Source organism: Methylomonas koyamae, assembly GCF_006483455.1.
Taxonomy (GTDB): Bacteria; Pseudomonadota; Gammaproteobacteria; order Methylococcales; family Methylomonadaceae; genus Methylomonas; species Methylomonas koyamae_B.
The window spans coordinates 151,229-175,255 of the sequence record NZ_PPPU01000006.1; the positions used below are offsets into that span (position 1 = coordinate 151,229).

A 24,027-nucleotide genomic window follows, 5' to 3' on the forward strand; every position below is an offset into this window, starting at 1 on the left:
CCGGCGCGCCTTTGTTAACGGGCTTGGGTTTAATAGCTCAACCGAAACCCAACTTCGGCGCCGCGTCCCGCTTCCGGCGCGAAATTGCGCAGGTACGAAGTGGCGTTGCGGATGTTTTGGTCCAGCAGGTTGTTGCCTTTGGCGAACACCATCAGTTTGGCGTCGCTGGCGGCTTTGATCTGGTAATTGACGCCGACATTGAGCAGATAGTAACCGGCAGTCGAGGTCTCGAACTCGCCGACATGGGGTTGGTCGTCGGCCCGAGTCAGGCGCAGGTAGCTGGACAGTTTGTCCCGGTTGTAGTCCAGTTGCAGGCCGTAACGCAGTGGCGGCATGCGCGGCACGTCGCCGCCATTCACGAATTGGCCGCGGGTGTAATCGCTGAACAAAGTCAGCTCCAGCAGGCCGAAATGGTTTTCCAGCATCGGGAAAATCAGCTTGGCTTCGTAGCCTTTGAAAATGGCGTCCTGTTGGCTGCTTTGCAGGACCGGTACGCAATGTTCGGTACCGCAGTGGTCGCTGTCGCCCTCTTCGTCGAGGAATTCGCCGGTGCGGCGCTGGTAGATGTAATCGCTGGCCCAGTTGTGGAACAAATCCAACTCCGCTCGCATCCAGTCTGCCTTGAAGCGATAGCCCAAGTCCAGGTTATACGAAGTTTCCTCTTTCAAGGCGGTGCTGCCGCGCTCCCAGCTTCGGGTGGCGTGGTGGAAGCCGTCGGAAAGCAATTCCTGCACTTGCGGTGCCCGGGAGGATCGGGTCACGGCCAGATTGAAACTGTTGTGCGGGTCTAATTTCCAGAGTGCCGACGCCGAGGCACTGACTGGCGTGTAGCTGAAGCTGTCCATGCTGTCCGGGCGAATGTCGGTTTGTTCGACCCGTGTGCCCAACTGGTAAGTGACCGGGCCGGCATCGAAGGATTCCACGGCAAATACGCCGTAACTCTGGATGTTCGAGCGGGGGACGATGGCTTCGATTTCCGGCTCGCCGCCGGTGTGTTCGTGGCCGTGCATGTGCAGGCCGAGAAAGTCGCTGGACTGGGCTTGAAAACCGACCACGCCGCGCAACGGCCCAATATCTTCGTGGGCCAGTTCCAGTCGGCCTTCGTAGCTTTGGTTGCTGAAATGGGCGCCGACCTCGCCGTTGGCGATTTCATAGTGTTCGTAGTCGGTATAACCCAGCCGGGTACGCAAGGCTTTGGCAAAGGCGAACGGCTTAACAATCTCGCTTTTGAAGTCGTACTTATTCTGCCGCATCGCAATCCGCACGATTTCCTCGCCGGTACCGTCCGGGGCGATACCGTAGTTGTTGTTCAGATTGTTGATCGATACCCCGGCGAAGCCGAAGTCGTCGATCCAGGACAAGCCGGCCGAACCGCTGATGGCTTCGGCTCCGGTGTTGTTTAAATAGCCGCGCGGGTTGTCGACGATTTCCTCGGCCAGCTCCGCATCGTTGAGGGCGATTTTGGCGGTATCGATGGCTTGGCCGCCAATGTCCATGTTGTTGCGGTGGCGATAAAAGCCGTCCACGTGGTAGGCGATGTGATCCTTGCTGCCTTCGACCTTCATCGTGGTGCTGGTTTCGTCGCTGGTCGAGTCGAAGCGTTGCTCAAGTGCCGCGTTCAAAGCTTTATCGAACGCTCTGCCCGGAATCCGGTTGTCGATGACGTTGACCACGCCGCCGATGGCGCCACTGCCATACAGCAAGGTCGCCGGACCGCGTAACACTTCGATGCGTTCCGCCAGCAGCGGTTCGACGCTGGTGGCGTGGTCCGGGCTGATGGCCGAGACGTCGTTGGCGCCAATGCCGTTACTCAATACCCGCACCCGCGGGCCGGCCTGGCCGCGGATGACCGGTGTGCCGACGCCGGGGCCGAAGGATTGGCTGGAAATGCCCAACTCGTTTTTCAATGTATCGCCGATGCTGTGACCGGTTTTCAGACGCAATTCGTCGTCGCTCAACACGGTGACCGGAGAACCGGCATCGGCTTTGCTGACCGGCAGCGGTGCCGTGACGATGATTTCGTCCAGCTTGTTGTCCGTTTGGGTTTCCGCGTGCAGCAGGCTGGCGGGTAGCAGCAACAGAAAGGGCGACAATTTATTCATAACCAGAGTTGGACCAGGAAAGCGGGTCAAAAATGTTATATTGTTGCCATTGATTTTGCAACACTATAACAAAGCCACTTGCTGCGAAGCTTGAGTCTGTATGCTGCCGGCGCTTCAGGCAGATCAGGTCGGCGCTGTCTACGCAGTCCGGCTATGCAATTTCATTCTGTTATCGGCGCCGCGGAGGCTGGCGATTGAACGGCCACGGCCGGGGTATTGGCTGATTTCGCCACACACTCCGCGGTTTGCAAGGCGATTTCCAGCTCTTCGTTGGTCGCGATCACCATGACCGCAATCTCGGAGTCCGGTGGACTGACGATTGCGGCGGGTTTGGCCGGCGCGGCGTTGAGCGCCGGGTCGACGGCGATGCCTAGGGCCGTCAGGCCGGCGCAGCAGGTCTGGCGCAGCCAGACGTCGTTCTCGCCGATGCCGCCGGTGAATACCAGCGCATCGACCCGGCCCAGCACTGCACAATAGGCGCCAATGTATTTCTTGATGCGGTAGGCGTACATCGCCAATGCCAGCTTGGCCGAGTCGTCGCCCGCTTCGGCGTTGGCATGGATCGCCCGCATGTCGTTTTCGCCGCAAACGCCGAGGCAACCACTGGCCTTGTTGTAAAGCTGGTCGATCGCATCCAGTTCCATGCCCAGCGTGCGCGCCAGATAAAAGGCGATGGCCGGGTCGATGTCGCCGCAGCGGCTGCCCATCATCAAGCCTTCCAACGGCGTCATGCCCATCGAGGTATCGACGCTGATGCCGCCGGCAATTGCGGCAACGCTGGCGCCGTTGCCCAGGTGCAAGGTAATCAGCTGGGTCTCCGACAACGGTTTGCCCAGGTAATTGGCCGCCTGTTTGGCAATGTAGGCGTGCGAGGTGCCGTGGAAGCCGTAGCGGCGCACGCCGTACTCGGTGTACAAACGGCCGGGTAAGGGGTAGCGGTAGGCGTAGTCCGGCAGCGTCTGGTGAAAGGCGGTATCGAACACCGCAACTTGCGGCACCGTGTTCAATAGCTGCAAGGTTGCTTCGATTCCCAGCAGGTTGGCGGGATTGTGCAGCGGTGCCAACGGACTGGCCGCTGTGATGTGGGCGATGACCTGACGGTCGATCAATGCCGGTTCGCGGAAAAATTCGCCGCCGTGGACGACGCGGTGGCCGACGGCGGCCAGTTCCCTCAAGTCCGGCAGTACCGTTTCGGTTAACAGGGCGAACAAGGTCTGCAGCGCGTCGCGGTGGTGCTCGCAGTTCAATGACTGTTGCTGCGGATCGGATGCGCCGATGCGGAAGCGGTGGCTGGCGCCGGCTTCGCCGATGCGCTCGATCAAGCCGCTTAGCAATGCGGTTTGCCCGGCCATGTCGAACAGGCTGTATTTCAGCGACGAACTGCCGGCGTTTAGAACCAGAATTTTCATTTGGAGTCGATCACCCGTTTTTGCGGCGGAGGCGGCGAGTAGCGCCTATCCAAATCCCGGTCGATTTTCAAGGTCAAGCTCTCTACCGCTTTGCCGGTCAGACCGACATTCGGGCCTTTGGATTCGGTGATGTAATCGCCGATCAAACGGCCATCGCTTACCCGTATCAGATGCGCCATCAGGTAGGCGAACAGAAAGCTGGGCTTATGCAGGCGACCGACCACAATGTAATCGGCATCGAAGCCCTTGCCCAGGTTCGCCGCGGCGTCGGCGTGGTCGAACAAGTAACCGACGCCGCTGTCGGCCGCTTTCCTCGATTCAGCCGGAATCTCGACGATTTGGTAACCGGCCGATTGTAACTCCTTGGCCAGTAGCGGCTTGATCGAGGCGGTGCGGGCGATTTCGGCCGGGATGCCGGGCGCCAGCGTCAGGTCTTTTAACTCGAAATCGAGCACGGCGACTCGGGTTTCCGCTTCGGCCAGGGGGGCGGCCAACGCCAGCAACAGGGCAAAACAGCTGCGAATTATGGACATGATTTACCGCCCTCCTGAGCCTGAATTGCCGTGATAATCACGGTGTTGACGATGTCGGTGACGGTGCAGCCCCGGCTCAGGTCATTGACCGGCTTGTTCAGGCCTTGCAGAATCGGGCCGACCGCAATCGCGCCGGACGAGCGCTGCACCGCTTTGTAGGTATTGTTGCCGGTATTCAAGTCCGGGAAGATGAATACCGTGGCGCGGCCGGCGACCTGGCTGTCCGGCAATTTGGTTTTGGCGACGCTGGCGTCCACGGCGGCGTCGTATTGCATCGGGCCTTCCAGCAGCAAATCCGGGCGTAACGCCTTGGCGATTTTCACCGCTTCGCGCACCTTGTCCACCGCTTCGCCCTTACCGGATTCGCCGGTCGAGTAGGACAGCATCGCGATGCGCGGTTCGATATTGAATATGCGCGCGGTTTCGGCGGCGTTGATCGCGATGTCCGCCAGTTGGGCGGCGTCCGGATTGGGAATCACCGCGCAGTCGCCGTAGACCAGTACCCGGTCCTCCAGACACATGAAAAAGATGCTGGAGACGATGGACGCACCGGGTTTGGTTTTAATAATCTCGAAGGCCGGCCGGATCGTGTGTTGGGTGGAATGCACCGCGCCGGAGACCATGCCGTCGGCGTAACCCAGATGAATCATCAAGGTGCCGAAATAGCTGGGGTCGGCCATCAAGTCGTAAGCGGTGTCGTACAAGATGCATTTGTGTTTGCGCGCCTGGTAATAGGTTTCGGCAAACAACGGCCGCAGTTCGGAGCTGACCGGGTCGATGATGTTGACCGCATCCAGCTTTAACGCCATGCTCTGGATTTTTTGCCGAATCTCGCTCTCGTTGCCCAGCAGCGTGATTTTAGCCACGTCACGTAACAGCAGAATTTCGGCGGCTAATAGAATCCGCTCCTCGTTGCCTTCCGGCAGCACGATGTGTTGCTTGCGGGCTTTGGCCCGTTGCAGCATGTCGTACTCGAACATCAGCGGCGTGGTTTTGTGGCCAACTTTGCTGCACAACCGCAGCCGCAGCTCCACCATGTTGATGTTGCTTTCGATCAGGCCCAAGGCCGCGGCGATCTTGCGGTCGTCATGCCAGTGCAGGCTGGCCGGTACCTGGCTGACTTGCATCGCCGTGGTAAAGGTATCGGAATCGACTGCCAGCACCGCGAACGGGGTGCCGCCCAGGCCGTCGATCAGTTTTTGCACTTGCGGCGGCGGTTGTTGGTGGCCGGTCAAAATCAGGCCGGCGATCTGCGGATAACTGGCGGAACTGTAGGCCATGATGCTGGCCAGCAGGATGTCGGAACGATCGCCCGGCGTGATGATCAGGTCGCCGGTTTCGACATAATCCAGAAAATCCGGGATCAACATCGCCGCAACCTTGTAGTGGTAGACTTCGCGGCTCATCGTCGCGGCCTCGCCGCACAGCACTTTGGCGCCCAGGGCTTTGGCAATGTTGCCGACGCTGGGTTTTTCCAACGAGGCTTCGGCGGGGACCAGGTAAATCGGGAAATCCTTGGCAGAGTTCAGGTCGTGGCGCAGGCCGGCCAATTGGTTGCCGGCAACGCCCATCACGACGCTGGCCAGCAACTCGCAATCGTTCTCGTGCAGCGAGTGTTTCAAACTGGCGATGCTGCTCAGCAGTTGTTCGTTACTGCGGTTTTCGCCCTGGATCACCGGCATGATCAAGCAGCCCAAGTTGTTGGCGACGTCGGCGTTGAAGTCGAATTCGAACACCGCGTTACCGTGGCTGTAGTCGGAGCCCACGCACAGCACGTGCAGGCATTGTTGTTTCAGCGCCCGGAATTTGCTGAGGATGGTTTTGACCAGCTCGTCGTATTGTTCGGCGGCCAGCAACTCGCGGGCTTCGGCGCTGGTACAGCCGTACATCGCGGTTTGCGGTACGTTGACCGGGTAGCGGTGGCTGATGAACTGGATTAAATCGTCTTTATCCGGCGTGCTGTGGATAATCGGCCGGAAGAAGCCGATATTGTCGGCCAGGCCGGACAGCATTTCCATCATCGCCAGCATCACCAGCGCTTTGCCGTTACCTTCGTCGAGGCTGGCGATGTAAATGTCTTGGGCAAAACAGGCGGCGTCGGTCGTGGAATTCATGGTCGTTGCGGATGGCTGTTTACGCTAAAGTCTAAACCAGTACGGCGATGGCGTCAGAAACTTTACCCGCTTACTCGATTGCAGGCATTGTAGTAATTTCCGCGAGCGGGCGCGGTTTGGTCGATACTTGAAATTAATCTCGATTAATCTGCAAGCTTGGCTTTAGTGGCTATACTACTAGCCGGGCGCAGGGAATTACCAACCAACAGCGATGGCGAAATTTACCGTTTACTTCAAAGATAAAGCAATCCACACAGGCGTTTTTGATTCCGGCATCGTCCGTATCGGCCGTGACGAAACCAACGATTTGGTGGTGGATAGCTTGGCGGTGGCGCCGGCGCATGCCGTGGTCGTGATCAAAAACGGCAGTTGCGTGATGAAGCAAATGAACGAGAAGTTTCCGCTGGTGGTGAACAATCAGCCGACCAAGGAATGTCATTTGCAAAACAACGACATCATCAACATCGGCAAACACTACATCGTTTACCACACGATAGACGAGTTTCCGGAAACAGTGCTGGTCAGTTCGTTGGGGAATTCGACCGATGCCGATCTGCAGGCCTTGAACGAAAAACTCGAGGAAACGGTAAAAACGCCCGACGCCAGCCTGCAAGTTCTGAACGGAGTCCATATCGGCCGTATCTTGCCTTTAAAAAAAGCCATGACCCGGCTCGGTCACGAGGGGGCTGGCATTGTCGTCATCGCCCGGCGCAAGGACGGCTACTATTTGTCGGCCTTGCAGGGTCACGACGGGCTTGCGGTGAACAATGAGCCTTTGGGCGATCGTACCGTGCATTTGCAAAACAACGACGTGGTCGTGGTCGACCATACTTCCATGCAATTTTTCCTGGATTAAGCGCATGAGCGAAAAAACCGAAGAAAAACGCCGCTTTCACCGAATTTTCTATCATGCCGACGCCCAAGTGGCAGCGACCGGCGGCCAGTCTCAGAGCTGCAAGATTGTCGATTTGTCTTTGCGCGGCTGTTTACTGGAACTGTCTGCGCCGCTGGCCGAGATCAGCGACCAGTCTTATGAACTGACATTCGAATTGTCGCCGGAAGCCTTGATTCGGATGGAAATCGTGGCAACGCATACGGAAGGCAATCTGGCCGGATTCCGCTGTGCGCATATCGATATCGACAGCATTTCCTTATTGCGGCGTCTGGTGGAGTTGAATCTGGGCGACAGCGAACTGCTGGAGCGCGAGCTGTCGGCGCTCGGTAATTTTTCCTAAGGTCTGCGGTTACGGCTTAGAACAGTCCCGCCAGCCACAAACGGGCTCTGATACCCCATTCCGAGGTATAACCGGCCGTGGCGAATACGATGCTGCCGTTCCGGTCGGTGAAAAACAGGGCCGGCACGGCTTTGACGCCGTAACGCTGGCCAATTTCGCCGCCGTTGTCGTTGACGACCGGCCAATTCAAGTGCTTGTCCTGCAGATAGCTTTGCAGTTTGGCGTCGTCGCCGGACCGTATCGCGACGGTCGCCAGCGGATGATCTTTGCCGACCTGCGTCACCGAATTTTGCATGCTACGGCAGACCCCGCACCATTCCGCCCAGAAATAAATCAAGGCCGGCCGCTTGCCGAGCGCCTGCAAGGCGGCTTCGCCGTTCAGCGCGGTTTGCGTAATCGACGGTGGCGTGCCGGTGACTAAATCCCGATGCGCCAGAAATTGGCCGCCGAAAATAAACAGCGCGGCAAACAGGTAAAACGCCCATTCCTTTTTCGGCATCACAAACCCCGCATCAAGCTGGCGCCGTGCTGCTTCAACCACAAGCGGCGCTGGCGGTAATCCGGCACATGTTCGGCCACCAACTCCCAAAACGCGGCGGAGTGGTTTCTGTGGCGGATATGGCACAACTCGTGAACCACCACGTATTCCAAAGCCGCCGGCGGTGCCAGCAGCAACAGCCAATTCAGGTTGATGTCGTTGTCCGGGCCGCAACTGCCCCAGCGGCTTTTCTGGGTTTTGATGCGGATGCTGCGCGGGTACAAGCCGTGGCGCGGCGCGTGTAAGTCTATGAAGTGCTGCGCCTGCTGGCGGGCCTGGCTTTTCATCCAGCGGATCAAGGCTTGGCGGACCAGTTCGGAATGCTGGTCGGGTGTGATGCCGGCCGGCAATTTGGCGCAAAACCAGGCGTCGTCGTGCAAATCAAAACGCGGGGTTTTGTTGTGGCTGGTTTCGATGCGGAGCGGCAGCTGCCGGCCGAAATAGGGAATGGCGACGCCGTCGCGGTAACTGGCCGGCGCCAGGGTCGGCACTTCCCGGGTTTTGGCGGCGACCCGGCGCAACGCCGACTCGATCCAGTCCTGTTGCGCCAGCACGAAGCTGTGAATGTTGCGTTCCGAAACCTTGGGCGGGGCTACCACTTCGATTTGGCCGGCTTTGACGACGATACGGGTATGTTTGGCGCGGCTACTGCGGCGCAGGGTATAACTTGGGGCGTTCAAAAAGGCGATTCCAACATTCTAGACTTGAGTTCGGTCCACAGGCTTAATCGGTCCGAACCGCCGACATGTTGCCCGGAACCCCGGCTTTTGGCAAGCCATAAACCGGTACCGTTGAAGCTGTAGACCGGCTGCAGATCGCTGCGTTGCGTGGCCGGCAGAATCGCCGGTTTCAGATTGTCCAGCACCAGCGGCGGCGAGCGCATCGATTCGAAATAGGTCAGCACCATGTGGGCCTGGTTCAGTTCCAAGGCCTTGACGTAAGTGATGCGCAGTTTGCTCTCGTCGACGCCCATTTCCACCAGCGTGAAATATTTGGCGATCGAGTAATCCTCGCAATCGCCGGCGCCCTTGGCCAGAAACTCGGTCGGCGTTGCCCAATAATCGATTTTGTTCCACAGCATAATGTCGTCGACAAACTCGACATTGCGATTGAAGAAATCGTTGACCCGGCGCAATTTCTCGGTATCCGGCCAATCTTTGCTGGTTTCGATCAGGTTTTGCCAATCGACGAAGCGCTGCCGGGCTGCAGCGCCGTATTTGTTGCCGACTTTGTCCAGCAATTCTTCATCGAAAAACAGACTGCCGGCCAGGGCGATGCCGCAGCATAGGCTGACGGCAAAAACGGCGAGAGCGGCGAGGTGAGAGCGGCCGGTGTTAACGGCTGGCACCGGCGATGCCTATGCCGCGCAGGGCGGCAAAATCGGAATCGGCTTGCACGTTTTCGGCCAGCACCGAAATATCCAGCAAAGCCGCCATTTCGGCAATGGTTTGCACGAAAGCGTGGGTTTGCTGCGAGTCGGCGATGCCGTTGCCGATATCCCGCGCCAGCCGGATGTAGTCCGGTTTCAGTTGTTTGATCAACTCGGCCGACATCGATTGGGTTTCGAAGCGTTTGATCATGACTCTGGCGCCGCATTGGTGTACCACCTCGATAAAGGCCTTGTAAGCCTCGATGTCCTTGACTACTGCGTAGGCCGACAAGCTGAACACCAGATATTTGGCCGCGCCGGCATTGCGCTGAATCAAGCGTTCCAGCCAGACCCGGAAGTCGCTGTTCTTGATGGTGCGGGTCGAGACGTTGACGGCAATCGCGTGTTCGACGTGGTTATGCAGAATATGGTCGATCACCATGCCGATCACGCCTTTGTCCAGATCGACGATTTTGGCGAACTTTTCGGCAATCGAAATGAACGGGCCGATCGCCACCAGTTCGCCTTGCTGGTCGTGGATCTGAATGAAGGCTTCCTCCATCATCAGCTCGCCGTGCTTCATGCCGTGGATCGGGCCGATGTACCAGATCGAATAAGCGGTGTTGTCCACGCAATCGAACACCAGTTCCTTCCAGGTGGCGATGTCGCGGGCGAAATTGTCGCTGCTGCGGATGAAATAACTGTTGGCGCCGATCAAATGGGCTTGTTCGTAGGCTTCGTGGGCAGCTTCCAACATGCTTTCGCTGGTAGTCAGCGGATTGAACGCTACCACGCCGATATGGGCCAGATCGGCCTTTTGGTATTGCTCGCCCAGTTCGCCCAGGCGGTTGCTCAGCGTTTTAGCCAGCAATTCGATTTGCGGCCGGTCTGCGGTTTTGACCAATAGAGCGAATTCGGCGCCGTAGAAACGGTAGGCCTTGCCGGCGTCGCTACCAGCTGTCGCGGCGACGTGTTCCAGGGTGGCGGCGACGGCTTTGATGAAGCGGTCGACGGCATCGCTATCGAGTTCTTTGACCAATTCCAGTAAACCGTCGATTTTAACCAGCACGATAAACGCTTCGGCTTCTTCCAGGGCCAGGTGCTTGATGTCGGTCTCGAACACCGACTTTTTGTAGAGGCCGGTCAGGTCGTCGCGCAACAGGCTGGCGCCCATGCTGTCCAGCTTGCCGTGCAGCCCGGCGATGGTGGTTTTGATTTTTTGCGACATCGTGTTCATCGACATCGCCACGTTACGCACCTCGCGGGTCCAGGGCAGTTCGGCAATGCTCTCGAACTGGCCGTCGCTGATCTGCCGGGCCAGTTGATCGATCCGCGACAGCGACGCTAACGTAAAGCGCAAGGTCAGCGCCAGCAGGCCGATCGAAACGATGAACGCCGCCAGCGAATAATAAAAGCCGGATTTGGCTTGTTCGTACAGTTTTAAATAGCCGTAGCCGGAATTGACGGTGACGTAGATCACGCCGCTCAGATTCCAGCCGGAGCTGATCTCGCTTTCGGCGGTCGCGGAAGTCATCGGCAGCAGTTCCATGAACCAGTCCGGCACGCCTGCCACCGCCTTGTCGCTGACCAGCGCCACCAATTCCTTATTCTCGGCGTCGACTAAACGGATTTCCTTGTAATAACCCATGTCGAAAATCGCCTTCATCATGGTCTCGATGACCGGGTCCTTGTCGTTGGCCATGTAGGGGCTCAACGACAGGCCCAGCGAGGTCGCGGTATCCTGGGCGTGGTTCTTGGATTCGCCTTCCAGATAATCCTTGATGTTATTGACGCTGAGCGCGAAATTGACGCTGAAAATCATCAGGAACAGCGCTGAAATCAGAATTAACAGTTGTTTGGATAACGACATGGCGTTCAGTTTTCCGTGGTTTCTTGGTTGATCATGTGCGTGGCCAGTTGCTGCAAGGCGGTGCGGATGTTTTCGCGCAGCCGGGAATCCATCGTGATTTCGTCCAAGGCCTTGTTCATGCACAGCATCCATTGATCGCGTTCTGATTCGCCGATCGCAAATGGAAAATGGCGGGCGCGCAGCATCGGATGGCCGAATTCCTCGATAAACAGATTGGGGCCGCCCAGCCAGCCCGACATGAATTTGAATAGCTTGTCTTTCGCGGAAGCCAGATTGGGCGAGTGCATTGCCCGGATGCCCTTGGCCTGCGGCAGGATATCCATATAAAAGTAAAATTTGTCCACCAGCCGTCTGATGCCGGTTTCGCCGCCGATCAAGTCGTAAGGCGTCGTGCTCATGCTTGAATTAACCTCGTAGCTGCATTTTGTTTAGGTATACTAGCAGACGGCGCCGACAATGGCGGGAAACTCCGGCCCATTTGCGCGGTCACAGTTTCGTTCGTAACTTTCAAAGGACAATTGACCATGAGATTATCAACTGCAACCACCCGATCGGAAGCCGGTGTACTGGCGACCAACAAGGTCTTGAGAAACACTTACATGTTGTTGGCGATGACGCTGTTGTTCAGCGCGGCGACGGCCGGCTTGTCCATGGCATTGAATCTGCCGCATCCGGGCATGATCGTCAGCATGGTGGGCTATTTCGGTTTGCTGTTTTTGACCACCCGGTTCAGCAACAGCGCCTGGGGCTTGGTGTGGGTATTCGCCCTGACCGGCTTTATGGGCATGACCCTGGGTCCGATTTTGAACATGTACGTCAACGCTTTCAGCAACGGCCACCAATTGATCATGACCGCGTTGGGCGGTACCGGCGTGATCTTTTTGGGCTTGTCCGGCTACGCCTTGACCACCCGTAAGGATTTCAGCTTTATGGCCGGATTCCTGATGGTTGGCGTGCTGGTCGCGTTTTTCACCGGTTTGGCCGCGGTCCTGTTCTCGGTACCGGCCTTGTCGTTGGCGGTTTCGGCGATGTTCATCCTGTTGATGTCAGGCATGATTTTGTTCCAAACCAGTGAAATCATCCACGGCGGCGAAACCAACTACATTTTGGCGACGGTATCGTTGTACGTCTCGATCTACAATTTGTTCGTCAGCTTGCTGCAATTGTTGGGCGTATTCGGCGGCGACGATTGATGCGCTAGCACCGGACCTGCCCAGGCGGCATAGCTTGGCATAATCGGCAAAAGCCTCCGCCAACCGGCGGGGGCTTTTTTGTTTCTGCGGAGGGTAAACACGATGGGATTCGAAGATCGGGATTATTACCGGGAGCAACTGAGCAAACGGGCGGGCCGGCCGCTCGATGGCGAACCGCGCCTGCAGACCATCGCATCCGGGCGGCGCAGTTCGGCCGGTACTTTGCGTTACCTGCTGATGCCGCTGGCAGCTCTGGCCGGACTTTGGTACGGCGCGGATGCGTTGTTGGCAAAGCAGGCCGCGGCCCGCCACCCGTTACCGGAAATTGTGCTGCCGGCTACGGCGGACGGCGAGGTCGGCGGTACAGGCGCAGTTCGCATCAAGGCCGACAGCCAAGGCCATTTTCGCGGCACCTTGTTGATCAATAACGTGCCGATGCCGTTCATGATCGATACCGGCGCCACCAAAACCTCGATTCCTGAAAAATACGCGCGTGCCGCCGGTTTGCCCGTCGGCGGCGCAGTGCAAGCCGAAACCGCCGGCGGCCGGGTAACGGATTACCAAACCCGCATCCCCAGCCTGAAACTCGGCAATCTGGAATTGCGCAACCTGGACGCCCATATTAACCGCTATCTGGACGAAGTGCTGGTTGGTATGAATACGTTGAAATATTTCCGGATCGAGCAGAACGGGGATTCTTTGGTGTTGGTGGCGGGGGCGTAGTAAGGCGTGGTCAGAACCTTCGGTTGGAACACGTAGTGCCACGTCATGTAGTTGCCCCCTTGAACTTCGGCCACTGGTTGTAGCCGATGGCAGGATCATTTGAGCGATTCGAGAGAATGAACTCGACTTCTTTCTTATTCACTTCGCTATCTTTTGCCGTTGCTGATTCCCATAGAATCTCTTTTGTAACCGTTAGTATCCGGCGTTGCTCGGGCGTGAAATCCTTTTCAACCAAAGCGCCATTGGCGCTACCAAAGTACGTGAAGGTGCCGGTTAGGTCCTTCCCAATGTATATCTTCCCGTTTGGGTAGGTAATCTTGTAGATGACCTTCGTTCTCATGCGCTAAAGCTCAATATAGGCGACAACTGATGTTTCAAAATTCCTCGCACCTGTCGTATGGCTACAGTGGCCGTTTTTATAATTACCTAGTGGGTGGAGGCACGAGTTGCCGGTTCAATTCAATCGGGACACAGGATTTTCGTCTTCGCCAAACAATACCCCCTCAACCAGCGCCAAGGCCTCGCGCATGTGTTCGAAGCCGTGCGAGCCGCCCTCGAAGCAAACCACGCGGGCCTTGGTGTGGTACAGGTCGCGGGTGGCGGCCGAGTCCAGCAGTTCGTCGTCTAGGTCCAGCAGTAGCGTCAAATCCAGTTTTTGCCGGTTCGCCGCCAGTTCTTGCTCGAATTTCGGGTACTGGTCGCAGTGGCTTCGCTGCCAGTCGTAAGGTTCGCCGGTTTCGAAATTGGCGGTGACGCCGATGAACTGCGGCAGCAATGTGCTGGGGCTGACGGCGGGGTTGATCATGATCGCTCTGGCGCCGGTCTTATAAGCCAGGTATTCGCTGCTGAAACCGCCCATCGACGAGCCCATGAACACCACGTCGTAACCTTGGTCCAGCAGTTGGTTCCATTCGAACAGCAGGTCTTCGATCAGGCCTTGGAAGTCGCGGTAATCCAGGTTCGGCGCGTACAGCATTACGTCGCGTTCGTTACAGAAGGCTTGCAGCACGGCCAGCTTTTCTTTGGCGGTCAAGAGATTGCCGTGCAAATCCAGCGACGCCGAGTTGAAACCGTGCAGGTAGACGATGGCCCGCTTCATGGCTAATAGCGCTGCTTGATGAAGTCCAAGGCTTTGCCGGCCAGGTCGTCGGAGTCGTGCCACAGGTTGCGCCAGACGCAGAGGGTGTTGGACAGTTTGGGATCGACGATTTCCGACGAAAACGATTCGAAGGTGATCGGGCCGCGGTAATCGATTTGTTTCAAGGCGTTGAAGAAACTGGCGAAATCGACATTGCCGGTACCCAGGTAGCCGCGGTGGCTTTCGCCGATATGGACATAACCCAGCCGGTCGCCGGCCGCCAATACCGATTTGGCCATGCCGTCTTCCTCGATGTTCATATGGTAGGTGTCCAGGTGCAGGAAGGCGTTCGGCCGGTCGACTTCGTCCAGAAACGCCAGGCCTTCCAGGCCGGTGTTCATGATGTTGGTTTCGTAGCGGTTTACCACTTCCAGATCGATATTGATGCCTTTGTCGGCGGCATAGTCGGCCAGACGCTGCATCGCCGCCACCGAATTGGCGCGGTTTTCCCTGGATGCCGGGCCGGGATATTTGCCCAGCGCGCAATAGATCACGCCACACAATTCGCTGCCGCCCAATGCGTACAGCACGTCGGTGGCCTTGCGCAACAGTTCGTCGCCTTTGGCGACGATGGCCGGGTCGGTGCTGGTGACGTCGGTGGTAGCCGACAAACCCAACGAGGCGTGGGCGCGCAGATTGTATTCCTGCAACAAATCTTTGGTCAGGGCGACGTCGATTTGCCACGGGTCGAGCAGGGCGATTTCGATGTAGTCGTAACCGGCTCGGGCGGCGCCGGCGATGGCTTTGCGGGCGCCGGCTTCGGACCAGTCGCCGGACCAGACCAATGCGTGGCCGCCGTATTCCAAACGTTTGGGAAATGCCATAGCGGGTCTCCTGTGGTTATCGTTTTATGTTAGCGACGCTCGCGCACTCAAAGCATCGGCACCAGATCCAACGCAAACATGATGGCGTCTTCTTTGCCGTTCTTGGCCGGATAGTAATTTTTGCGGATGCCGATTTCGCGGAAGCCGCTGCTGCGGTACAGATGAATCGCGCCGGGGTTGCTGGGGCGGACTTCCAGATAGAGGGTTTCGGCGCGGGGGCGGGCGTATTCGATCAAATGCTCCAGCATCTTGCGGCCGACGCCCTGGCGTTGAAACGCCGGGTTGACGCTGATGTTCATGATGTGGGCTTCGCCGGCGGCGACCGAAATGATGGCGTAGCCGGCGATGGTCTCGTCGGGCGCTTCGCAAATCCAGTTGGTGTAATTCATGGCCCGGAAGCAATCCTTGAACACGCCTTCCGACCAGGGAAATTCGTAGTTGACGGTTTCGATCGCCATCACGCCGGGCAGGTCGGCGTGGTCCATTTTGCGTAAGCGCAGCAGGTCGCGCGCCTCCACCGAGTCCGGAAACACTTTGGCGTAAAACTCGCGGTCGGCGTCGTAGACCACGGCTGATTTCAGTTTATGTAACAGTTTCCACATCGTTGTTATTGTTCTAGGGATTGGTAAACGGAGAGCGCGAATTGCAGGTCTTCCCAGGCTTTGGCTTTTTCGGGCAGCGAGCGTAACAGATAAGCCGGGTGGTGCACCACCGTCAGCGGAATGCCTTCCAGTTCATGGCGCATGCCGCGCAGCCGCGACAGCGGTTGCTGGGTATGCAGCAGGTTTTGTGCGGCGATGCGGCCCACGGCCAGAATCAACTTGGGCTGGATCAGTTCGATCTGGCGTTTCAAAAAGCCGTGGCAGGCAGCGACCTCATCGGCCTGCGGATCGCGGTTGTTGGGCGGCCGGCATTTCAGCATGTTGGCGATATAGACTTGCTCGCGGCGCAGACCGATGGCGCGGATCATTTCGTTCAACAACTGGCCGGCGCGACCAACGAAGGGTTCGCCTTGCAGGTCTTCGTCGCGGCCGGGCGCTTCGCCGATCAGCAGCCAATCCGCGTGTTTGTTGCCGACGCCGAACACGGTCTGGGTGCGGGTCTCGCACAACGAACAAGCGCGGCAGATCGAGACCTGGTGTTGCAGGTCTTTCCAGGCGTGGTCGTCGGTATGGGGTTTGGGGTGGTGCGGTGGCGATGAAACTAGAGCGGGTCCGGTCGTCAACTCCAGGCTTATACGAGTTGGCGGCGGAGTGGCAATGGTCTCGCCGCCGGCCGTTGCAGATACGGTGGTTGCTTTAGAGATTGCGGGCGAACCCGGTTGGCTGGATTCGTCAGCGGCCGGATGCTGGGTATCGCGATGCTCAACCCAGCCTACGTTCTGGTGATTGACGGTAGTTTCGTCTTTGGCCGGATGTTCCGCTGTTGGCGCAGCTTTGTTGGCGGGGGAGCCGACGCGGTCGGCTTCGCTTGGCGATGTCCACTCTACAGGGGGGGCAACCGCTTGCTCGGCGACGACGGGCGGATGCCGGGGAACCCAGACATCGATGCCCATCGCCTCCAAATATTGCAAGCGGACCGATTCTTCCATCGTTAGCGGCTAGACATCGCCTTTCTGCGGATGCTGGCGCTGCTCGGGACTTTGCAGCTTGTTGACCGCGTTGATGTAAGCCTTGGCCGAGGCAATGACGATGTCGGTGTCGGCGCCGGAGCCGTTGACGATGCGGCCGGCGTTCTCCAGCCGGATCGTTACTTCGCCCTGCGAATCGGTGCCGGTGGTGATGTTGTTCACCGAGTACAAAGCCAGCGTCGCGCCGGTTTTCACCAGGCTTTCGATAGCTTTCAGGCTGGCATCGACCGCGCCGCCGCCGCTGGCGCTGCCGGTCATTTCCTTGCCGTCCACCAGGATGGTCACGGTGGCGTTCGGCACTTCGCCGGTTTCGGAGCAGACTTTCAGTGCCACCAGTTTGATGTGTTCGTCTTCGGCCTCGAAGCTTTGTTCGGAGATCAAGGCCTGCAGATCTTCGTCGAAAATCTCGTGTTTCTTGTCGGCCAGTTGTTTGAAACGGTAAAAAGCGTCGTTTAAATCGGCTTCGCCGGCGAACTCCACGCCCAATTCGGCCATCCGGGTCTTGAAGGCGTTGCGGCCGGAATGCTTGCCCAGCACCATACGATTGGTGGTCCAACCCACATCTTCGGCGCGCATGATTTCGTAGGTCTCGCGGTTTTTCAGCACGCCGTCCTGATGAATGCCGGACTCGTGGGCGAAGGCGTTGGCGCCGACAATCGCTTTGTTAGGCTGCACCGGGAAGCCGGTGATCGACGACACCAGTTTCGAGCAGGTGACGATCTCGCGGGTATCCAGGCGGGTGTCGCATTTAAAGAAGTCCTGGCGGGTGCGGATCGCCATCACCACTTCTTCCAGCGAGGCGTTGCCGGCGCGCTCGCCCAAACCGTTGATGGTGCATTCGACCTGGCGGGCGCCGTTCATCACCGCCGCCAGCGAGTTGGCCACGGCCAAACCCAAGTCGTTATGGCAATGCACCGAGAAGATGGCCTTGTCCGAGTTGGGTATCCGCTGAATCAAATTGGCGATGGTGGCGCCGAACTGTTGCGGCATGCTGTAACCGACCGTGTCCGGGATGTTCAGAGTAGTGGCGCCGGCGTCGATCACCGCTTCCAAGATCCGGCACAGGAAATCCTCTTCCGAGCGGCCGGCGTCTTCCGGCGAAAACTCGACGTTGTCGGTGTACTGGCGGGCGCGTTTGACCGCGCGGACCGCGTATTCGATGACTTGGTCGGGCTGCATGTTGAGTTTCTTCGCCATGTGGATCGGCGAAGTGGCGATGAAGGTGTGAATCCGCGAACTTTTCGCGCCTTTCAAGGCTTCGCCGGCGCGGTCGATGTCCTTGTCCAGCGCCCGCGCCAAGCCGCAGACCGTGCTGTCTTTAATCGCATCGGCGACGGCTTGGACCGCCTCGAAATCGCCCTGGCTGGCGGCCGGAAAACCGGCCTCGATGACGTCGACTTTCATTCGCTCCAGCGCCCGCGCGATGCGGACTTTTTCGTCGCGGGTCATCGACGCGCCGGGGCTTTGTTCGCCGTCGCGCAAGGTGGTATCGAAAATAATCAATTGGTCTTTCATGAGGGCTCCGTTCATGAAATGTTCGGCCTCGAGCCGAGAATATGGAAAAGGGTGATTTTACTTGATAAAGAAAGATTGCACGCCCCTCAGGGCAGCAGTCTTAGAGGCAGCCCGGACGGCAAGCGGGTGGCAGCCGGCGCGCGGCTTGCTGTGGGTGCGGTAAACATCGGCCGAATCTTCATGCCGCGGCACTATACTGCATTGCCCGGTGGCGCTCAACTGCGGCGGTATCTAAATATCCCCGGTCTTGGATATCGCCGGACCACGGGCGCTGGCGCCCGCCGTTTTGGCCCGGTCACTGTGAAAAAAGTCACCGCCGGACAGTGGTGCGCGCCACCGACAAACATCACTGCCACCATTACCCTTGATCCAAGCCTCAATTCCCGGCACATGCCAGGCCTGCCAAACCGACCCGGATCGATACCTGGATTTTCGGTGCGAACAAGGGTGGCGGATGACGCCGGAGTGAAGCGAAAACTGCGCCGGTACGAAATGCCGTACGCCATGACGGCAGGTCGTCACCGAATGGGCCGCCGATAATACCGACCAGAATTTATGATTCTGATTTTTATAGGGGTTTTTCTGCTGGCGCAACTAATGCATTTACTTGATCGAATTCGATCAACAGCCTCGGGAGAGTGTCATGGAAACTATGCATCAAACTAACGAAATCAACAATTTGCGGATTGTGTTCATCGAAACCTTGAGCCGGCAATTCATTGCCATAACCGGCTGCGGCATTTATGCCTTTTTGAATCCGGTTACGATCAATGAATTGTTTAATCACTATCTGGACAGTAACGTGCCCATCAATGCCTACGCCCGGCAATGCGTCCGTAACGTGGTGGCCTGATTAGCATCAAGCACTTAGGCGCGCGAGGAGAACTCGCCGGTTTCGCTGTTGATCTTGATCAGTTCGCCGGACTCGATGTACTCCGGAATCTGCACTTCCAGGCCGGTGGTAAGTTTGGCGGTCTTGGTCCGCTTGGTGGCGCTGGAGCCTTTCATGGCCGGTGGGGTTTCGACGATTTGCAGCGTTACCGTGGTCGGTAACTGGATGCCCAGCGGCGCGTCGTCCATCAGCAACATGATGATGCCGTCCAGACCGTCGGTCAGGTATAAGGTTTGACCTTCCAAATCCTCGGCCGACAGCGCGTATTGGTCGTAGGTCTCGCTGTTCATGAAGTAGTAGGTGTCGCCGTCCTGGTAGGAAAACTGCACGTTGCAGCGCGAACAATCGGCGGCTTTCAGCATGTCGTCGCTTTTAAAGGTTTCGTCCAGCTTCTGCTTGGTTTTCATGTGGTTGAAGCGGACTTTATACAGCGTCGTCGCGCCGCGCGAGGTCGGGTTGCGCACGTCGATGTGTTTGACCACATACGGTTCGCCGTTGATTTCGATCGCGGTTCCCAGTTTCAGTTCGTTGGCTTTCGGCACTGCTTATTCCTCGTTGATTGTATGATTTGAAAGGGGTTGCCACCGGTCGCGGATCAAGCCCTGCAGCGGCTGATATTCGATTTTGTAGCGCATTTTACGACAGTCTTCGATCCAAAAGCCCAGATAAACGTAAGGTAAGCCCCATTGCGCGGCGGTTTCGATTTGCCATAACACGGCATAGACGCCTGGGCTGTAGTCGGCGAACTCGGGATCGAAGAAGGTATAGACCGCCGATAAGCCGTCGTCGACGATGTCCACCACGGCAACGGCAGCCAGACGTCCGCCAATCAGAAATTCGACGAAGCGGGTATCGCACCAACGGCTGCCGAGAAAGCTCAAATAATCGTCCGCCGACACCGGCTCTTTCTGCGGATCGTCGTGGCGGGCCGCCAGGTAACGCCGGTATAAGTCGAAATGGCGGGGGTCGAACTCGGCCGGCTTGATGACGCTACGGGTATCGGCGTTACGCTTGCGGCAACGTTTCTGCCGGCGGTCGGGCGCGAACGAGGCGACCGGCAGCCGGGTCGGCACGCAAGCTTTACAGGACCGGCAGTAAGGTTTGTAAACGTAGTCGCCGCTGCGGCGGAAGCCGAGCGCGATCAGTTGCGAGTATAGTTGCGGCGTCATTGTTACCGACGGATGCACGAAGCCGGAGCGGGCCTGCCGGTCGGACAGGTAGCCGCACGCGCGTTCGTCGTCCAGCCAAATCGGCAAGTTGCCCATCAGCGCCAGGCCTCGGCTGCGGGGGCTTGCCGACAAAGCTGTTCCAGCAATTCGGCGAAACGTTGGCGCGGAATTTCCTCGGCACCCAGGCTGAGCAGATGTTCGCTACGCACTTGGCAATCGATCAAACGGTAACCCCAGCCGCTCAGGCGTTCGACCAGATTGACGAATGCCACTTTCGAGGCGTCGGTTTCGCGGTGGAACATCGATTCGCCGAAGAAGACTTGGCCGATGGCCAGACCGTAGAGCCCGCCGGCCAGCTTACCGTCCAGCCAGGCTTCGCAGCTGTGGGCAATACCGAGATGGTGCAAGGTCAGGTAAGCCCGGCGCATGTCGTCGGTGATCCAGGTGCCGCCGCTGTCGCTACGCGGCGCGGCGCAGGCAGCAATTACTTCTTTGAACGCCGTGTCGTACCGGATCTCGAACCGGCCTTTGCGCAGGGTTTTGGTCAGGCTGCGCGAGACTTGCAAATGCTCCGGAAACAGCACCAGGCGTGGGTCCGGCGACCACCACAGGATGGGCTCGCCGGGGTTGAACCAGGGAAACGCGCCGTGCCGGTAGGCATTGACGATCCGTTTCGGCGACAGGCAGCCGCCGAAGGCGAGCAGGCCGTTGGGTTCTTTCAGTGCCTTATGTAAAGGCGGAAAAGCCTGTTCGGGTTGGTCGGAGTCGAGTAAGGTGAGTTGCATGCGATAAGCCGCGGCTGTCAGGTACGCGGATTATAGACAATTCGGCCCGGCCGGTCTGCGCCCGGCCGGCTTGAGGCAGGACTTAGGGCGCTTCCAGTTTGTAGCCGAAACCGCGTACCGTTTTCAGCAGTTTTTGTTCGTAGTCGTCGTCGATTTTGCGGCGCAACTGGCGGATGTAAACATCGACCACATTGGTCAGCGGGTCGGCGCTGTAGCCCCAAACCTGCTCCAGTATCCGGGTACGGCTCAAGACCTTGCCGGGCATGCGCATGAAGCATTCCAATAGGGCGAATTCCTTCGGCGTCAGCTCGATCGCGGTATTGCCGCGGCGTACTTCGTGGGTTTCGCCATTCAATACCAGATCGGCGATACGCAGTTCTTTGGCTTCCGATTTAATGTCGCCACCGCGGCGGCGCAACAGTACTTCGATCCGCGCCAGCAATTCCTCGAAAGCAAACGGCTTGGTCATGTAATCGTCGGCGCCGGCGCGCAGACCCGAAACTTTATCCTGCACGGTGTCGCGCGCAGTCAGCATCAATACCGGCGTATCGACGCCGTTACCACGCAGGCGTTCGCAAATCTGGCGACCGTTCATGTCCGGCAGCCCCAGGTCCAGCACGATCACCTGGAACGAACCTTCGCCGCCGAGGGCAATCGCCTCTTGGCCGGTACGAGCCACTTCCACGGAATAGCCTTCCGCCTTCAGGCCGCGCTGGACGAAATCGACGATGCGTTCGTCGTCTTCCACCAGCAGCACGCGCATGTAGCCCATGCCGCTCAAATTACCGGATGATGTGTATTTATCGCTCATGTGTGCTTATTCCTATGTACTGGGTAGCAACGGCAAAGTTACGGTAAAGGTCGAGCCGAGGTTCTCCCGGCTGTCCACCGCAACGCGCCCGCCGTGCGCTTTTGTAATCGATTTTGCCATCGGCAGGCCCAGGCCGGAGCCTTCGTCGCGCGAACTTTGCGCGTTATCGCTACGGAAGTGTCGCTCGAAAATGCGTTCCAAATCTCCGCTGGGAATACCGATCCCCTGGTCGGTAAGGCTGAAACTCGCTTCCTTACCCTGCACCCATAAGGCTACCGAAATATGCCCCCCGGGATTTGAGTAGCGGCACGCATTTTCTCCCAAAATAAATAGCACCTGTCTTAAGCGCTGCTTATCGCCGCGTACCCAGACCGGGTGCTCCGGACCCGAGAACGATACGCTGAGCGAACGCTCCTCGGCCATGACCTGAAAGTCCTCGACCGCATTGCCGACCAGCTCGGCCAGATCGACCTTGCCCCACTCGAATTGGAGATGGGCGGTTTCGGCACGGGCCAGAAACAGCAAATCGTTGACGTATTTGCCAAGCTGCATCGCCAGCTCGACGATGCGTTGTAATGCATCCTTGTATTCTTCGGTATGGCGATCTTCGCCGCGTAAGGTGACTTCGGCCTCGCCGCGGATCACCGTGATCGGCGTCCGCAATTCGTGGCTGATGTCGGCCAAAAACTCGCGGCGGGCTTTATCCATCCGCTTCAATTCCTCGTTCAGCAGATTCAATTCCAAGGTCCGTTCCGCTACCCGCTGCTCCAGTACCGCCCGGCTTTCGCGCAACTTGTTTTGTTGAACTTCAAGCTCTTGCGCCATTTGATTAAAGTGGCTGGCCAGATAAGCGAATTCGTCGCGGGTATCGAGTTTGATCCGGTATTCCAGATTGCCGCTGGCGATTTCGTCGGTACCTTTCATCAGAGCCTGGATCGGCCGGCGGAAGCGGCGCATCAACAGGATGCCGGACATCAGGCTGAACAGCGCGGCCGTCACGGACGCCAGGATAGCGGTCAGTCGCGACTGGCGGACCAGGCTTTCCAATTCGCGCTTGGCTTGCTTGGCCTTTTCGCGTTCGGCGTCGATCGCGGCATCGATCAAGGGCTGAAATTTGCCGTCGATTTCCTCTTCGGTAAATTTGGTCAAGGCCTGCACGGCGTTCGCCAGTTTGCCTTGCAGGCGCAAGCGCTCCACCTCTTCGAAGCGGTATTCGCTGGCTTCCAAAAACGCCGTCAAATGGGCGACGCGTTCCAGCTCGGCCGGCTTGTCGACCCAAGTCTCGCCGCCGATCACCGGTTCCTTGACCGCGGTGTCCCTCAGCGCCTGGATCGCTGCTTGCAGCCGCCGCTTGGACGATTCGACGCCGGTTTCCGAATTCGGATTCGCGGTAATCAGCCTATCCATCCGCTGTTTGAAATGGCGGTAGGCTTCCTGCGACAACTGTTCGTAATCGTCGAAGGTTTCGTAAGCAGTCTGGCTGTGCTGGAAGTGCAGGGCCATTTCGTCGGCGCCCAGATACAGGGCCACGCCCAGGCTGAGGACGAAGCCGAACGAAATGAACATGACGATGGCCAGCCGAAACCGAAACATGGCTGCTATTTGGCGTCGCCGGTTTCGTCCAACTGTTTTTCCATGGAACGGATGGCTTCCAGTTTTTCCCGCAGCAGGTGCGATTGGGTTTTTTTCGAACCGGCGGTTTCCTTGGCATCCAGCACGTTCTGCACCGATTTTTGCTTGCGTTCCAATGATCCGACTTTCTTGTTGGTGCTGTTGATCCGCTTCAAGGCTTCGGTATGGATCGCCACCAGTCGGCGGGTGCGGTCATCGGCGTAGCTTTCCGGCGGGATGTCGGCCAATTCGTCCAGGATTTTCGGGATGTCGCCGCAGGCGTCCGACAACAGGCGGCCGGTCATCAATTGCAGGGTTATGGTCTTGTCCGGGTTTTCCTTATGCCGTTTCGCCAGGCCGCGGCAGGTTTCGCTTCGGCCTTGGCTGTTCATCGCCGCCAGGTTGGCGCCGAAATCCAGCAAATCCTCGAAGTCGGAATGGACGGTCGGTGCGGCGGCGGCCACCGGCGGCCCCTGCCGCACGTTGGAATCGACTTCGGCGCAGCCGGCGAATAATAGAATCAGCGGCGCCGGTAGTAACAGGCGCGGGTTGAAAAACGTCATGGT

General features: G+C 58.1%; 26 protein-coding genes. 5 read left to right on the forward strand and 21 right to left on the reverse strand.

The window, feature by feature from the left end:
- Positions 1–29: 29 nt before the first annotated feature.
- From C2U68_RS03255 to pta, 4 genes are all read right to left on the reverse strand, one after another.
- The gene (locus tag C2U68_RS03255; protein ID WP_140911066.1) at positions 30–2,102 is read right to left on the reverse strand and encodes a TonB-dependent receptor; all 2,073 of its coding nucleotides are present in this window, start codon (positions 2,100–2,102) and stop codon (positions 30–32) included.
- Positions 2,103–2,263: 161 nt separating this feature from the next.
- The gene (locus C2U68_RS03260) at positions 2,264–3,511 is read right to left on the reverse strand and encodes an acetate/propionate family kinase (protein WP_140911067.1); all 1,248 of its coding nucleotides are present in this window, start codon (positions 3,509–3,511) and stop codon (positions 2,264–2,266) included.
- Positions 3,508–4,044, reverse strand: coding sequence for a DUF2380 domain-containing protein (locus C2U68_RS03265; RefSeq protein ID WP_140911068.1), 537 nt, complete (start codon positions 4,042–4,044; stop codon positions 3,508–3,510). Before C2U68_RS03265 ends, C2U68_RS03260 begins: the two co-directional genes overlap by 4 nt.
- Positions 4,035–6,158 (reverse strand): phosphate acetyltransferase, encoded by a 2,124-nt coding sequence (gene pta / locus C2U68_RS03270; protein ID WP_140911069.1) that lies wholly within the window; start codon positions 6,156–6,158, stop codon positions 4,035–4,037. The genes C2U68_RS03265 and pta overlap by 10 nt, the downstream gene beginning before the upstream one ends.
- A gap of 211 nt (positions 6,159–6,369) precedes the next feature.
- On the opposite strand from pta, the gene C2U68_RS03275 reads away from it, so the two are divergent.
- Positions 6,370–7,014 (forward strand): FHA domain-containing protein, encoded by a 645-nt coding sequence (locus C2U68_RS03275; protein WP_140911070.1) that lies wholly within the window; start codon positions 6,370–6,372, stop codon positions 7,012–7,014.
- A 4-nt stretch (positions 7,015–7,018) separates the two neighbouring features.
- On the forward strand, positions 7,019–7,393 hold the full coding sequence (locus C2U68_RS03280; protein ID WP_140911071.1) for a PilZ domain-containing protein: 375 nt from the start codon (positions 7,019–7,021) through the stop codon (positions 7,391–7,393).
- A 16-nt stretch (positions 7,394–7,409) separates the two neighbouring features.
- Here the strand turns inward: C2U68_RS03280 and C2U68_RS03285 are convergent, their stop codons facing one another.
- The 5 genes from C2U68_RS03285 to C2U68_RS03305 are packed head-to-tail and all read right to left on the reverse strand — an operon-like array spanning position 7,410 to position 11,568.
- On the reverse strand, positions 7,410–7,892 hold the full coding sequence (locus tag C2U68_RS03285; protein ID WP_140911072.1) for a protein disulfide oxidoreductase: 483 nt from the start codon (positions 7,890–7,892) through the stop codon (positions 7,410–7,412).
- Positions 7,892–8,611 carry a M48 family metallopeptidase gene (locus C2U68_RS03290; protein WP_260839193.1) on the reverse strand — a complete coding sequence of 240 codons (720 nt, stop codon included), beginning with the start codon at positions 8,609–8,611 and terminating at the stop codon, positions 7,892–7,894. Before C2U68_RS03290 ends, C2U68_RS03285 begins: the two co-directional genes overlap by 1 nt.
- Complete coding sequence (locus C2U68_RS03295) at positions 8,608–9,279, reverse strand: transglutaminase-like cysteine peptidase (protein WP_140911074.1); 672 nt, start codon at positions 9,277–9,279, stop codon at positions 8,608–8,610. The genes C2U68_RS03290 and C2U68_RS03295 overlap by 4 nt, the downstream gene beginning before the upstream one ends.
- On the reverse strand, positions 9,266–11,170 hold the full coding sequence (locus tag C2U68_RS03300) for a LapD/MoxY N-terminal periplasmic domain-containing protein (protein WP_140911075.1): 1,905 nt from the start codon (positions 11,168–11,170) through the stop codon (positions 9,266–9,268). The genes C2U68_RS03295 and C2U68_RS03300 overlap by 14 nt, the downstream gene beginning before the upstream one ends.
- A 5-nt stretch (positions 11,171–11,175) precedes the next feature.
- Positions 11,176–11,568 (reverse strand): group II truncated hemoglobin, encoded by a 393-nt coding sequence (locus C2U68_RS03305; RefSeq protein ID WP_140911076.1) that lies wholly within the window; start codon positions 11,566–11,568, stop codon positions 11,176–11,178.
- Between the two features lie 126 nt (positions 11,569–11,694).
- On the opposite strand from C2U68_RS03305, the gene C2U68_RS03310 reads away from it, so the two are divergent.
- Positions 11,695–12,363 carry a Bax inhibitor-1/YccA family protein gene (locus tag C2U68_RS03310; protein ID WP_140911077.1) on the forward strand — a complete coding sequence of 223 codons (669 nt, stop codon included), beginning with the start codon at positions 11,695–11,697 and terminating at the stop codon, positions 12,361–12,363.
- Positions 12,364–12,465: 102 nt separating this feature from the next.
- On the forward strand, positions 12,466–13,086 hold the full coding sequence (locus tag C2U68_RS03315; protein WP_260839194.1) for a TIGR02281 family clan AA aspartic protease: 621 nt from the start codon (positions 12,466–12,468) through the stop codon (positions 13,084–13,086).
- A gap of 43 nt (positions 13,087–13,129) precedes the next feature.
- Here the strand turns inward: C2U68_RS03315 and C2U68_RS03320 are convergent, their stop codons facing one another.
- The 6 genes from C2U68_RS03320 to C2U68_RS03345 all read right to left on the reverse strand — a co-directional run bounded on the left by C2U68_RS03320 (position 13,130) and on the right by C2U68_RS03345 (position 18,193).
- On the reverse strand, positions 13,130–13,426 hold the full coding sequence (locus tag C2U68_RS03320) for a GIY-YIG nuclease family protein (RefSeq protein WP_140911078.1): 297 nt from the start codon (positions 13,424–13,426) through the stop codon (positions 13,130–13,132).
- A gap of 114 nt (positions 13,427–13,540) precedes the next feature.
- A complete protein-coding gene (locus tag C2U68_RS03325; protein ID WP_140911079.1) occupies positions 13,541–14,185 on the reverse strand; it encodes a YqiA/YcfP family alpha/beta fold hydrolase in 645 nt (214 codons plus the stop codon).
- A gap of 2 nt (positions 14,186–14,187) precedes the next feature.
- Positions 14,188–15,048 (reverse strand): sugar phosphate isomerase/epimerase family protein, encoded by an 861-nt coding sequence (locus tag C2U68_RS03330; RefSeq protein WP_140911080.1) that lies wholly within the window; start codon positions 15,046–15,048, stop codon positions 14,188–14,190.
- Between the two features lie 47 nt (positions 15,049–15,095).
- A complete protein-coding gene (rimI, locus tag C2U68_RS03335; RefSeq protein ID WP_140911081.1) occupies positions 15,096–15,650 on the reverse strand; it encodes a ribosomal protein S18-alanine N-acetyltransferase in 555 nt (184 codons plus the stop codon).
- 5 nt (positions 15,651–15,655) lie between these two features.
- Positions 15,656–16,639 (reverse strand): uracil-DNA glycosylase, encoded by a 984-nt coding sequence (locus C2U68_RS03340; RefSeq protein ID WP_140911082.1) that lies wholly within the window; start codon positions 16,637–16,639, stop codon positions 15,656–15,658.
- 9 nt (positions 16,640–16,648) lie between these two features.
- On the reverse strand, positions 16,649–18,193 hold the full coding sequence (locus tag C2U68_RS03345) for a 2-isopropylmalate synthase (protein ID WP_140911176.1): 1,545 nt from the start codon (positions 18,191–18,193) through the stop codon (positions 16,649–16,651).
- A gap of 643 nt (positions 18,194–18,836) precedes the next feature.
- On the opposite strand from C2U68_RS03345, the gene C2U68_RS03350 reads away from it, so the two are divergent.
- Positions 18,837–19,046 (forward strand): hypothetical protein, encoded by a 210-nt coding sequence (locus C2U68_RS03350; RefSeq protein ID WP_140911083.1) that lies wholly within the window; start codon positions 18,837–18,839, stop codon positions 19,044–19,046.
- 14 nt (positions 19,047–19,060) lie between these two features.
- Here C2U68_RS03350 and yeiP read toward each other — a convergent pair whose 3' ends face one another.
- The 6 genes from yeiP to C2U68_RS03380 form a co-directional block, all read right to left on the reverse strand.
- Positions 19,061–19,627, reverse strand: a complete 567-nt coding sequence (gene yeiP, locus C2U68_RS03355; protein ID WP_140911084.1) for an elongation factor P-like protein YeiP — start codon at positions 19,625–19,627, stop codon at positions 19,061–19,063.
- A gap of 3 nt (positions 19,628–19,630) precedes the next feature.
- Entirely contained in the window at positions 19,631–20,386 is a 756-nt protein-coding gene (locus C2U68_RS03360) for an arginyltransferase (RefSeq protein ID WP_313901396.1), read from the reverse strand.
- Positions 20,350–21,039, reverse strand: coding sequence for a leucyl/phenylalanyl-tRNA--protein transferase (aat, locus tag C2U68_RS03365; protein ID WP_140911085.1), 690 nt, complete (start codon positions 21,037–21,039; stop codon positions 20,350–20,352). The genes C2U68_RS03360 and aat overlap by 37 nt, the downstream gene beginning before the upstream one ends.
- 82 nt (positions 21,040–21,121) lie before the next feature.
- Positions 21,122–21,850: a response regulator transcription factor gene (locus tag C2U68_RS03370; protein ID WP_278211193.1), complete on the reverse strand. Its 729-nt coding sequence runs from the start codon at positions 21,848–21,850 to the stop codon at positions 21,122–21,124.
- A gap of 12 nt (positions 21,851–21,862) precedes the next feature.
- A complete protein-coding gene (locus C2U68_RS03375) occupies positions 21,863–23,443 on the reverse strand; it encodes an ATP-binding protein (RefSeq protein ID WP_140911086.1) in 1,581 nt (526 codons plus the stop codon).
- Between the two features lie 5 nt (positions 23,444–23,448).
- On the reverse strand, positions 23,449–24,024 hold the full coding sequence (locus tag C2U68_RS03380) for a hypothetical protein (RefSeq protein WP_140911087.1): 576 nt from the start codon (positions 24,022–24,024) through the stop codon (positions 23,449–23,451).
- Positions 24,025–24,027: the final 3 nt, after the last annotated feature.

Excerpts from the sequence above, each read along its gene's own strand:
- aat (WP_140911085.1), bottom strand. The coding sequence starts at position 21,039 with ATGCAACTCACCTTACTCGACTCCGACCAACCCGAACAGGCTTTTCCG.
- pta (WP_140911069.1), bottom strand. The coding sequence starts at position 6,158 with ATGAATTCCACGACCGACGCCGCCTGTTTTGCCCAAGACATTTACATC.
- C2U68_RS03350 (WP_140911083.1), top strand. The coding sequence starts at position 18,837 with ATGGAAACTATGCATCAAACTAACGAAATCAACAATTTGCGGATTGTG.
- C2U68_RS03370 (WP_278211193.1), bottom strand. The coding sequence starts at position 21,850 with ATGAGCGATAAATACACATCATCCGGTAATTTGAGCGGCATGGGCTAC.
- C2U68_RS03305 (WP_140911076.1), bottom strand. The coding sequence starts at position 11,568 with ATGAGCACGACGCCTTACGACTTGATCGGCGGCGAAACCGGCATCAGA.
- C2U68_RS03310 (WP_140911077.1), top strand. The coding sequence starts at position 11,695 with ATGAGATTATCAACTGCAACCACCCGATCGGAAGCCGGTGTACTGGCG.
- C2U68_RS03285 (WP_140911072.1), bottom strand. The coding sequence starts at position 7,892 with ATGCCGAAAAAGGAATGGGCGTTTTACCTGTTTGCCGCGCTGTTTATT.
- C2U68_RS03375 (WP_140911086.1), bottom strand. The coding sequence starts at position 23,443 with ATGTTTCGGTTTCGGCTGGCCATCGTCATGTTCATTTCGTTCGGCTTC.
- C2U68_RS03380 (WP_140911087.1), bottom strand. The coding sequence starts at position 24,024 with ATGACGTTTTTCAACCCGCGCCTGTTACTACCGGCGCCGCTGATTCTA.
- C2U68_RS03260 (WP_140911067.1), bottom strand. The coding sequence starts at position 3,511 with ATGAAAATTCTGGTTCTAAACGCCGGCAGTTCGTCGCTGAAATACAGC.
- C2U68_RS03265 (WP_140911068.1), bottom strand. The coding sequence starts at position 4,044 with ATGTCCATAATTCGCAGCTGTTTTGCCCTGTTGCTGGCGTTGGCCGCC.
- C2U68_RS03325 (WP_140911079.1), bottom strand. The coding sequence starts at position 14,185 with ATGAAGCGGGCCATCGTCTACCTGCACGGTTTCAACTCGGCGTCGCTG.
- rimI (WP_140911081.1), bottom strand. The coding sequence starts at position 15,650 with ATGTGGAAACTGTTACATAAACTGAAATCAGCCGTGGTCTACGACGCC.
- C2U68_RS03300 (WP_140911075.1), bottom strand. The coding sequence starts at position 11,170 with ATGTCGTTATCCAAACAACTGTTAATTCTGATTTCAGCGCTGTTCCTG.
- C2U68_RS03280 (WP_140911071.1), top strand. The coding sequence starts at position 7,019 with ATGAGCGAAAAAACCGAAGAAAAACGCCGCTTTCACCGAATTTTCTAT.
- C2U68_RS03345 (WP_140911176.1), bottom strand. The coding sequence starts at position 18,193 with ATGAAAGACCAATTGATTATTTTCGATACCACCTTGCGCGACGGCGAA.
- C2U68_RS03255 (WP_140911066.1), bottom strand. The coding sequence starts at position 2,102 with ATGAATAAATTGTCGCCCTTTCTGTTGCTGCTACCCGCCAGCCTGCTG.
- C2U68_RS03315 (WP_260839194.1), top strand. The coding sequence starts at position 12,466 with ATGGGATTCGAAGATCGGGATTATTACCGGGAGCAACTGAGCAAACGG.
- C2U68_RS03340 (WP_140911082.1), bottom strand. The coding sequence starts at position 16,639 with ATGGAAGAATCGGTCCGCTTGCAATATTTGGAGGCGATGGGCATCGAT.
- C2U68_RS03275 (WP_140911070.1), top strand. The coding sequence starts at position 6,370 with ATGGCGAAATTTACCGTTTACTTCAAAGATAAAGCAATCCACACAGGC.
- C2U68_RS03320 (WP_140911078.1), bottom strand. The coding sequence starts at position 13,426 with ATGAGAACGAAGGTCATCTACAAGATTACCTACCCAAACGGGAAGATA.
- C2U68_RS03330 (WP_140911080.1), bottom strand. The coding sequence starts at position 15,048 with ATGGCATTTCCCAAACGTTTGGAATACGGCGGCCACGCATTGGTCTGG.